Annotated in this window: 6 protein-coding genes; 1 reads left to right on the forward strand and 5 read right to left on the reverse strand. The window is 39.8% G+C overall.

All coding sequences use genetic code 11. From position 1 onward, the window contains the following. Nucleotides 1–225 precede the first annotated feature (225 nt). Genes U5K72_10950 through U5K72_10970 form a run of 5 tightly spaced genes read right to left on the reverse strand, consistent with a single transcriptional unit; the run spans nt 226 to nt 8,244 of the window. On the reverse strand, nt 226–4,242 hold the full coding sequence (locus tag U5K72_10950; GenBank protein ID MDZ7719321.1) for an amino acid adenylation domain-containing protein: 4,017 nt from the start codon (nt 4,240–4,242) through the stop codon (nt 226–228). Between the two features lie 3 nt (nt 4,243–4,245). Further along, entirely contained in the window at nt 4,246–4,482 is a 237-nt protein-coding gene (locus U5K72_10955) for an acyl carrier protein (GenBank protein MDZ7719322.1), read from the reverse strand. Beyond that, on the reverse strand, nt 4,466–6,037 hold the full coding sequence (locus tag U5K72_10960; protein MDZ7719323.1) for an amino acid adenylation domain-containing protein: 1,572 nt from the start codon (nt 6,035–6,037) through the stop codon (nt 4,466–4,468). Before U5K72_10960 ends, U5K72_10955 begins: the two co-directional genes overlap by 17 nt. After that, nucleotides 6,038–7,189, reverse strand: a complete 1,152-nt coding sequence (locus tag U5K72_10965; GenBank protein ID MDZ7719324.1) for an acyl-CoA dehydrogenase family protein — start codon at nt 7,187–7,189, stop codon at nt 6,038–6,040. Beyond that, entirely contained in the window at nt 7,186–8,244 is a 1,059-nt protein-coding gene (locus U5K72_10970) for a hypothetical protein (GenBank protein MDZ7719325.1), read from the reverse strand. Before U5K72_10970 ends, U5K72_10965 begins: the two co-directional genes overlap by 4 nt. Nucleotides 8,245–8,830: 586 nt before the next feature. On the opposite strand from U5K72_10970, the gene U5K72_10975 reads away from it, so the two are divergent. Then, complete coding sequence (locus U5K72_10975) at nt 8,831–11,167, forward strand: TonB-dependent receptor (GenBank protein ID MDZ7719326.1); 2,337 nt, start codon at nt 8,831–8,833, stop codon at nt 11,165–11,167. The last annotated feature ends 78 nt before the right edge of the window (nt 11,168–11,245 follow it).

Below are 11,245 nucleotides of genomic sequence, written 5' to 3' on the forward strand. Positions count from 1 at the left end.
GAGAAATAACGGACAATTAATTCCTGTGTACTATTTAATTGAATGTTACCTGTAAAAAGTTTGGGAGTTGAATAAATGGAATGTCATTAACCTCAGTCTGATCTTACACATTTATAGGTGAAACAAATAGAATTTGGTCTCCGTCATCTTCTAATCATCACAAGACTTAAAAACCGGTAAAGAGCATACCTTTTAAAAACATAACCACTACGAATACTCTTGTCTTTAATTGAGCTTGGATTGTATGATATTGGCTATGGAGTCGCTGTAACCGGCTATGGTTGGATGCTCAAAAAGCTCCCGAAGCGGAATTTCCAAACCTAGCTTTTCCTCCATTCGCGATGTGATACGAATAGCGGCCAGAGAATTGCCGCCGAGCGCCAGGAAACTATCAAATACGCCAATTTCATTCACTTGAAGGACTTCTTGCCAAGTAAGGGAAATCATTGCTTCTAAATCATTCCTGGGAGCCTGGTAAGTGCTTGTATTGGTAAATTGCGAGTTAGGGTCGGGAAATTTTGCTTTATCTACTTTTCCATTAGCTGTTACGGGAATCTCTTCAACATGAATAAACCGGTTTGGAATCATATATCCTGGCAAAAAATTGGAGAGTTCATTTTGCAGTTTCTCGTCATCAAAACGTTTTCCTGTATAGTAAACAACGATCCCCTTCGTCAAATGAGACGGGTCAAAATCATAGCCAATTTCGTCCATCATTTTAAAAACTTCTGCCTCGTCAATCTCTTCATTAATTTCATCGATCGATTCCTTCCTTGTTTTATGACCAATTCTAACATCCCAGCTGTATGGGAATGCATAGTTGCTGTATCCTTCCTTCTTCTTATGGACATAAATTCCCAATTGATTGATTAGACAATTTGTGCTCCTGCCGGTATCGGTGGGTCGCTTCCAGCCCAATGTTTCATCCAAATACTTATACATTTCAGCCAAACTGCTGTCGCAAAAACGATAAAAGTCTACAAATTCAACCTTCTCAAACACTTCATCATTCTCAAAAATAGAGACATCCAGGTGCTCTGATACAGCATCGTCGATGCGATGATACTCTTTGCGAGCTTCTAAAATAATTTCATCAATATTTTTTATACTCGTATTACTTTTAAAGAGTTCTTCACTGAGCCTGGTTTCAAAAAACTGTCCCCTGGATAAACCCGTTACAATGATGGGGATATTTTTTTCCAAAGCTACATGCGTGCTCAATGTATAAATGGCCTTGAAGCATCCGTTGCAAACATTGCTGTGTCGCTGTAAACTATCCACAAAAATCTCGTTCATAGCATCTGTGGAATCGATCAGCAGATCCACGCCAAGATCATTGCAAATTTTACGAGCGTTATCGAGAGCTTCTTCAGAGATAAAACCATTATCGAAATTGTAGGCTAATACACGAAAACCAAGTTCTTTCAGCTTCGCGAGTGCATACGTACTGTCCTTTCCTCCGCTCAGAAGCATGATGCAATCATACTCGCTGTAACTTCTTTTTCGTCTGTTGATCAACTCTCTCAGATCATCCATGGTTCGAAAGTAATGGGATACCTGAGACTGGTAATTATCAAAATTTTGGCACAGGGAACAGACACCTTCCGAATTGTAACTTATCGAGGGATAATTGGAGGGCAGGCCACATGAGGTACAATAAAACAGGTTTTCAGCTTTGTTTCGAATATCGTTATCCCAAACCATAGCTACTGTTTGAGTCGATTCTGTGACCTTAGCAACTGCAGTTTCTATCTCCCCGAGTTCTATTCTATACCCATTGAGTTTAACCTGGTCATCTTTTCTGCCCAAAAACTCAAAATAACCCTCTTCACTGATGCGTGCGTAATCACCGGTTTTATATAATCGTTGGTTTGGAAACAGTTCATGTTCAATGAATTTTTCTTCTGTAAGGGAGTCATTTCCCAAATATCCTTTTGCGACGCCATGGCCCATCAGGTAGATTTCGCCGGTGGTATTTGGCAATACAGGTTTCAATTCTTCATTAAATAAAACTGCGTGCATATTCCTGATCGGTTTACCGATAGGCACTTCAGAACTGGTATCTGTTTCCGGATCAAATTTGTGAAATATGCATCCCACGGTAGCTTCTGTAGGCCCATATTCGTTATAAATGCTGAGTTGATTGCCATATGATTCTTGAAAGCGACCGGCCAGGGCTGTGGAGAACGATTCTCCGCCAACGATAAGAGCTTGTAGGTTGGAATGGTAGGGAAGATTATTTTTCACTAACTCCAGGTGAGTTGGAGTAGCTTTAATAAGGTTAAAATTTTGATGATTAAAAACCGATTTTAGATCAACGATCTCTTCTTTTTCATTTTCAGGATAAACGGTACTAACTCCACCTGAGATCAGGGGCAAAAACAATGAAGTGAGTGTTAAATCAAAACCGATAGAGGTAAACAATGGTGAGTGAACAGGCGCTTTGTTCAAATAGAAATCGTTAGCCCAAAATATATAATTTGCAAACGAATGATGACGAACCTCCACGCCTTTAGGATTGCCTGTACTGCCTGATGTATAGATCACATACATGGGATCGCTTGGATCTATTTTTTGAATCGTGCATTCTGATAATTCCTGTTCTTCGATCTCCTGTATTATGGCTAAATCTATTGTCAGTGCTGCATTTGTATCCTCTTTGATATACTCAGCTCTTGATACAGGGGTCGAAATTGGGATCGGAACCGCACAGTTATTATTGAACAATACACCAAACAGGGCTTCAACATACTCTATACTTCTGGGAAGATGGAGGTTAACTTTTTCCTGTGTTTGAACTCCTTTGGACTGTAAATATGCCGCGATACTCGATGCTTTTTGAAACAAGTCCTGATAGGAAAGTTCTGTTTCGCTCTGCACAAGTGCAATCCCATTTGGGTTGGTATCCACGTGGTGAAGAAAATGCTCCAACACATTTCCTTCAGTTTCTGTGAAGGAGTAGGAAAGTAGTTTTTCGATCTCAGGAGTTAACCGGATTTCATTCAGAACTTGTTCAGGATTTAACGAGAGCTTATCTAAAGTAGCCTTTAGGTAAGTAATGAAATCCTTTCGGTTTTTAGGAGTGAAGTACTGATCATTAAAATCGATACAGAGATGAAAATTTCCCGTTCCGTCAAAATCATGAACCTGTACACGCAGTTGATCGGTTTGATCAATAAATCCATTACTCAACCATTTTGATTGAAATTCTATGCCGTTAAAAGAGCCGAAAGACTGATTGGCATAGTTGAGGACTATATTGAAACCACTCCGTATTTTTGCATTGGTTGCACCTGGTTTTGCAAATTTCAGCAGTTCAAAGACCTGATTTTGTACTTTTTTATAGAGAGTTTGAAAACTCTCATTTTCTTCGATCTTGATGTTTACCGGAAAGAAATCCAGAAATAAACCTGTTGTGTTCTTGTACTCCGGCTTAACTCTGCTGTGCAAAGGTGTACCGATTCTTAGATCCCGTGTGGAAGAAATTTTATAAACCACGGAAAAAATTGCGGTCATAAAAAGCTGATACAGTGATAGCTCTTTCGTTAAGCTTTTGAAGTCTTGATGATCTGCCAGTGCAGAGAGTTTTTTTGTCAGGTTTTCACCTAAATCGATATGTTCGCGGGTGCTGGTGCTTTCTTTGCCAGCTTGTAAGGGAAATAACTCAATTCGTTTGGACGGTTCTGATTTTTCCTCCCAGTATGATATGGATGTTTTATTATCTGCATGTTGCTCAAATGAGATATAGTCTTCGTATTGATGAGAGCTTACTTCTGACTTTTCATGAAAGTAAAAAGACTTTAAGTCCTTAAAGTAAAGCGTAAAGGACCAGGCATCGGTGATGATATGATGCAAGTTAAAAAACCAAAAACTTTTATTTTTCCCCTGCAATAAAACTGAATCAAAACATTTTTTTTCCAGGTTAAATTTATTCTGGACACGATTATCCAGCCAGGTTTTAATTTCAGTGTCAGAAAAATCCTCGATATCAATCACTTCCAGTTTTTCAGGCTGGTAATCATTTACATATTGAACAGGCTTATCCCGTTGCTCAATAAATACAGTTCGCAGGGATTGATGCGTTTGCAAAAGTTTATTGAATGCGTCATTGAATCGATCGGCATCGAGTCTCTGATGGAATGTAAACGTAAAAGCTACATTATAGATTGGAAGATCAGGCTGTAATTTTTGTCCTAGCCAGATCAATAGCTGCTGAGAAGTGAGTGTATATCTTCTGTCCATCAATTAATCTTGTTTTTTCTCTAAATATTGTTCAATTGCGTTTAAGTTCATAAAATTTTCAATGACAATTTCGCCAGGAGGGATCTTCACACCTGCCTCATTTTCAATGAAAGCTACCAACTTCATAATTCCCATAGAATCGATAATGCCTGAACCAAGCAGATCATCATCATCCGAAATGGAGAGATTTGGATCATTTGCAATATCAGTTAGGATGAATGCTTTAATTTTTTGAATCATAAATGGTTTCAATGTTATGTATAAGAGCCTTGTAGTTTACTTTTCCTGCCGACGTCCTGGGAATCTCATCAGTTTCCAAAATTAACTTTGGTATCGAATATTTCGGTAATGATTTATGAATATTTTGTTGTAATTCATCTAATGATGCATCCTTCTCTAAGACAACAGTAGCAAATATTTCATTAATTTCATCGAGTTTACAACTATAACATGCTACATGTTTTATCTCAGCATACCTGGCGATGGTTTCCTCAACCTCATTTAATTCTACCCGGTGACCTCTTGTTTTAATTTGCCTGTCTTTTCGCCCGATAAAATGCAACAGACCATCTTGATCCTCCTTAACAAGGTCTCCGGTTTTATAGAACTTTTTTTTCAAACCTGAGGCGCTTTCAAGTTCAAGAATTGACTTTTGGGTACGTTCCTGGTTATTCCAGTATCCACGCATCATGGTTGATGAATGGATGAGCAATTCACCGATCTCTCCCTGTTTTACGGCTGCATTATTTTTATCCAGTATTAGATGTTCAGTGTCGTCCCATACCTTACCCAGTGGTACAGAATCGTAGTTTTCAACTTTTTGGTTTTGATTATAGAAGGTGCATTGATTGACTTCTGCAGGCCCATACACGTTTGAAAAAAAAGCATTCGGACAGTGATCCAGGAATTGATTGAGTTGATAAACCGAAAAGGGTTCACCCCCAAATAAAATCCAGCGCAAAGATGACAGGTCTCGGCTTTGCAGATCTCCCCGTTCCAACAGCTGTTGCAGGACCAATGGAACAGAATACCAAACCGTGACTTTCTCTTGCTCTATCAACTGGCTCAAACTAGCGGGAAATATAGAATACTGTTTTCCCAGAATGATACACGTTGCACCTGCCAGAGGGGCTGTGAAATAACCAAGCGTACTCATGTCAAAATGGAGCGGAGAATGGTTGGCTACAGTATCACTGTCTGAAATATCATACAATGCCTTACTTAGCTTTGCATAACTCAGGCCGCTATAATGAGTATGCATAATTCCTTTTGGAAATCCGGTCGTACCGGAGGTATACATGATATAAGCCAGGTCACTACTGAGGATTTTTAAATCAGGGAGTTGCGACGGATAGGTGTTCAAGATGTCCCAGGAAAAAGAAGAATGAGTTGGGTGAGTTGTATCTAAACCAAGGAGAGTAAGTTTTTCGGAAATGGATTGTATGGCAGATGTACAAATCTCTGCAAATGTCTGTTCGCTGATGATAATTTTAATGTTGCAGTCGTCCAGGATGTATTGAATTCGTTTAACGGGTGCGTCTGTATCAATAGGTACAAATACACCACCAGCCTTTAAGATCCCATGAACAGCAAGTGCACTTTTCACATTTCGGTTCAGCAAAACACCCACACGGTCTCCCTTTTTTAAACCTTTGTCTATTAAGAAATTTGCTATCTGATTTGTCTTTTGATCGACCTCGGAATACCTAACCGACTCATTTCCAGATTTGAAAGCCGTTTTGCCAGGGACTTTGCGGGCCGATTGCGGGAATATTTGACTAATCGTATAAATCACTTAAAACATTAACATTTTTGCAATAATGTTTTTTTGAATATCAGAAGTACCTGCTAAAATTAAAGATCCGACGACATCTCTGAGGTTTCTTTCAATACCAAACTCGCTTACATAGCCTTTGGCTCCAAAAATACGGATAAAATCCAGGCTATTGGACACAGCAGATTCACTCAACTGTAGTTTTAAAAGTGCAGAATCCATGGGGACACTTTCTCCATTATCCTTAAGCCAGGCTAGTTTAAAGAGTAATAATTTTGATGTTTCAAGGCGCAGCTTCATATCTGCAATTCGATGACTCACTGCTTGAAACTCACCAATGGGTTTACCAAATTGTTTACGTTTTTTAGCATAGTCAACAGCCTCTTCAATTTGTCGCTCCATCGCTCCAATGACAGAAGCCAAGATAAAACATCGGTCGTATTCGAGAGAGTAATTGGAAATGCTCATACCTGCGCCTTCTTCTCCAATTCTATTTTCCACAGGTACTTTACAATCATTGAAAGTGATAGACCCGAAGGGAGCAGTGCGCATTCCCATTTTTCCCTGGTTTGATGTGGGATTATATCCTTCCGTGTCACTCTCGATAATGAAGGCCGAAACACCCCATTTCCCAACCTTTGGATTGGTAAGGGCAAATACAATGGCGATATCAGCATTTGGGGATAGGGTGACCCAAACTTTCTTGCCATTTAACACATAATAATCTCCCTCACGAATGGCAGTGGTTTGCATGTTAAACACATCAGAACCGGAGTCTTCTTCGGACAAAGCGTGACACCCAATCCAGGTACCATCGCTCATTTTTGGTAAATATTTTTCTTTTTGTGTTTCGGTTCCAAATTCTGTGATTGTCATCATCACAGACCACATATGAGCATTCAGGGTTAAACCCAGGCCATTGTCTTTACAACCATAGCCAATACCGCTCATGGCTAACGTTGCTCTTTGAAGGTTAACGTCTTCAAAGCTACCTCCATATTTAGCAGGTGCAGCTAAACCTTGAATCCCAAAATCAGCACATTTCTGCCATAAATCTTCAGCAAAAATACTTTGTCGATCACGTTGTTGCACATTGTCATTCAGATGATTTTGTGCAAATTCCTTTACTTTTTTTTGATATTCTAAATAGTCTGAGGGGAAATCAAAATTCATCCCTGTACCTCAACTTTTAGAAATTCATAGGGATTTTTGGCATCATCGGGTACATACTCAATCTGCATAAACTCTCCGACGTTGTGTTTCTTTGCTAAATCCATAAACAGGTTAAAGACCACCATATCTTCCAATGCCCAACCTGTGGAGTCAAAAACTGATACCTGGTTTCTGTAAGTTTCGTGTTGTAGTGGATATTGTACTACCTGGTATAACTCGGGTCCAATGTAGCCTTTAAGGAGTTGTTGACATTCTCCTTCTTGTAGTGCCTGTTCTAAAAAGTCGGGACAAACAAACGCATCTTTTAGGAGTTCTACAGGCAACTCCACTTTGCCTGGAAAATCGGAACCTACAGCGTTGATATGTACATGGCGTTTTGTTGAAATATCCTGGAATAAGGGACCCTCCCCAATTCCAATAGAGGTTTGACTGCAAATCACGTCACTTTCTTGAACAACCTCTTGAACCGATGAATCGATGATTGGACACTTTATATCCAAAAAATCGACCCGAGTTTTAAAACTCTGTTGGGAATTCGGATCGACATCATAAATCAAGACCTTTTCAATTTGCATGATTCTGGAAATCGCGTGCAATTGTGTAACAGATTGTGCTCCGCAACCAATAAGGCCTAAAACACCACTCGAAGAATGGGCTAAATACTTCGTAGCTACTGCAGATGCGGCCCCCGTCCGTAGAGCGGTCGGTAAAACTCCATCCATTAAACCTTGCAGATGACCTTTGGACGTGTTGTAGGAGGAGATGGTAGAAGCAATGGTTGGGATTTGATATTTCCTTGGATTGTTTGGATGGTATCCTACCAGTTTAATAACAATGTCGGAACCCGATTGATAGATTGGCATCCACTCAACCAAACCCGGCTCTGGTAGTTTATAGTTAAAGCCTGATCGAACCGGAATTTTTAACTGTACGTGATCATAATTTCGTACTTCTTCTTCCAACCTGGAAATGAGCAGGTCCATAATTGTATTAATTCCTACAGTATATATCAGCTCCTGAAGATCTTTTTCCTTCAGTAATAAAGTTCGATGCATCGTAAATAGTGTCTAAAAATTAAAAACAAAAAATTAGTCCATACACGTAAAGGCTTTGATATTATACTCAAATAATATCAAAAATCCGCGGAATTAGATCGCTCTGGGTTTTAATATCAGAATCACAAAAAAACAAAATTAATAATTTTTTAATAAAAAGAGCATTCATCTGATTGATACTATGAATGTAAAGCTGTTATTTAATCCGAGAATAAAATAATCTGTAAACACTAATTATTTTAAACAGTAAAATCTTTCTGAAAAGAAGCAAATGAATAACCTATGAAGAGAAGAGTTCCGCGTAAGAATGACAAATCCAGATTATTACGCTATATTTTTTGCGGTAAACCAACATCATATATTCATTCATTAAGGTTTTTTCAGAATTATGACCTAATTTAGGAACTGTATTCCTGCAATTTAACGTTCCATTATTTTTATAGGAAAAAATAAAGACTCATTACATCCTTACTTATGCAGTTGTTAAGAATAGAGTAAATGAGTTAATTTCTTGACCTCAAAAACCACAGATAACATAACCCTGAATAAGCTGTAGTTTGGCTTCAAAGCAAAACTTCTCACACCTATGAATAGGCTTAAATTGACATTTGGGAACATCAAAATATTAAAGAATATTAAAACTCTGATATTCACAGGAGTTTTTCTATTGGGCATATCTGAACTGGTTCGCAGTCAAAATTCGGGTACCATTACGGGAACGGTTTTATCAGATTTAAATGATTCACCATTGATAGGCGTCAATATTTTACTTGATAGAACTCGATTTGGTACGACAACCCTCGGTGACGGTGCCTTTACAATAGCAAATGTTCCTGCCGGGAGTTACCAGATACAATTTAGCATCATAGGATACCGGGAAGAGATACGAACGGTGGATGTGAGTGCAGGTGAGGTGACGAGGGTAGAGATTGCTCTTACGGGTCAATCCACTGAATTGCAGGAGATCATCGTTGATGGGCGTGCTGTAAATCTGGTGGGTGTTTCGGAATCGGCTTCTCAGGGAAAAGTTGGCATGGCTGAATTAGCCTCTCGCCCTCTGTTGAGGACAGGCGAAGTGATGGAAACAGTTCCTGGTTTAATTGCCACACAACACAGTGGGTCAGGGAAAGCAAACCAGTTTTTTCTGAGGGGTTTCAACCTGGATCATGGTACCGATTTTGCTGCGTCTCTAGAGGGTGTGCCTTTGAATCTGCGAACCCATGGCCATGGCCAGGGGTACTTGGATCTTAACCTGCTCATTCCAGAATTAATCAATACTGTAGAATTCAGAAAAGGCCCCTATTACTCAGAAGTTGGCGATTTTGCTACATCCGGTAGTGCCGACATCGATTTAGTTAGTTCCCTGAATGGTCCCATGCTGAAAACAGAAGCAGGTGTGGATGAGTTTTATCGCGGACTCTATGCCAACTCTTCAAGCATTGGAAATTCTGAAATCTTATATGCGTTAAATACACAATATTTTAATGGACCATTTGACGTTCCCGAGAATGCCATTCAATACAGCGGTGTCGTTAAACTCTCCGGGGGAACTTCCTCGAATGGATATGCTGTGACAGCGCTTGGGTACAAAAGTGACTGGAAAGCGAGTGATCAGATCCCATTTGAAGCGGTTGATACCGGGTATATTTCAAGATTTGGAGTGATAGATTCTACCGATGGAGGCGAGACAGATCGGTATACACTGATTGGTAATTGGTGGAATTCATCTGAATCTTATGCGAACACAGAAGCAACGGTTTATGCCAGCTATTATCGCCTTAATCTATTTTCAAACTTTACCTATTTCTTAGAGAATCCAGAACGAGGAGATCAGTTTGAGCAGGCCGATCGCAGGTTTTACAGTGGAGCTCGTATTTCACACGAGTGGTTTACAAACTGGTTTGGAAGACGCACAATTAATACTGTGGGAGCAGATTTTCGCCACGATCAAATTTTTGAAATCGGTCTGTATAACACGGTAGGTCGAGATCGATGGAATACTGTACGCGATGACATTATTGGAGAGAGTAGTCTTGGCGTACATTTTAAAAACGAGACGCAATGGACGGACAAATTTCAAACGAACCTAGGGTTGAGAGCCGATCTTTTTTACTTCAATGTGAATAGCAATATAAATGTGAACTCTGGGAATGAATTTGATACAATATTTAGTCCCAAATTCAACATAATATTGGGCCCCTGGAACGATACAGAATTCTATATCAATACCGGTATGGGATATCATAGCAATGATGCACGCGGGACCACAATACAGGTTGATCCTGTTACGAGAGAGCCTGTTGATACAGTAGATCCCCTGGTACGGACACATGGTGCTGAAGTGGGTGTCCGGACGGCAGCGATTAGCGGGCTTCAAACCAGTCTTACTTTCTTCTATCTTGGTTTAGATTCTGAACTCGTATTTGTGGGGGATGCCGGTGGAACGGAAGCCAGTGATGCAAGTGAACATATTGGATTTGAATGGGCCAACTATTATCGACCTGCAGAATGGCTCAAATTCAACCTTGATATTGCATTAACAGAGTCTCGATACCGGGAACTGGACTCCGATAGCAACCAAATTCCGAACTCTATCGGGCGAATTATAACAGGGGGATTAACTGTAAATCCTGTAGGCGGATGGTTGAATACATTTCGTTTGCGACATTTTGGCCCGAGGCCGTTGGTTGAAACGGGAGATATCAAATCGGATGCAACAACACTGCTGAATATTAAGACCGGTTATGATTTTGGAAGTGTACAAGTAGATCTGAATCTGCTGAATGTATTTGATACGACAAATACGGATATCAGTTACTACTATACATCTCGCTTTCGAAGCGGGGGGCCAGAAGTAGGCGACATACATTTTCATCCGGTGATTCCAAGATCTGTGCGACTCTCACTTACCTGGAGGATTTAATCTAAAGAATCCATGGAAAAGTGCATAAAGTGAAAGTGATGAAATTAATTAGATGAGATAACAATGGGCTCTGTAAAT

It is taken from the genome of Balneolaceae bacterium (assembly GCA_034521495.1).
Classification (GTDB): domain Bacteria; phylum Bacteroidota; class Rhodothermia; order Balneolales; family Balneolaceae; genus Rhodohalobacter.

Excerpts from the sequence above, each read along its gene's own strand:
- U5K72_10965 (MDZ7719324.1), bottom strand. The coding sequence starts at position 7,189 with ATGAATTTTGATTTCCCCTCAGACTATTTAGAATATCAAAAAAAAGTA.
- U5K72_10975 (MDZ7719326.1), top strand. The coding sequence starts at position 8,831 with ATGAATAGGCTTAAATTGACATTTGGGAACATCAAAATATTAAAGAAT.
- U5K72_10955 (MDZ7719322.1), bottom strand. The coding sequence starts at position 4,482 with ATGATTCAAAAAATTAAAGCATTCATCCTAACTGATATTGCAAATGAT.
- U5K72_10970 (MDZ7719325.1), bottom strand. The coding sequence starts at position 8,244 with ATGCATCGAACTTTATTACTGAAGGAAAAAGATCTTCAGGAGCTGATA.
- U5K72_10950 (MDZ7719321.1), bottom strand. The coding sequence starts at position 4,242 with ATGGACAGAAGATATACACTCACTTCTCAGCAGCTATTGATCTGGCTA.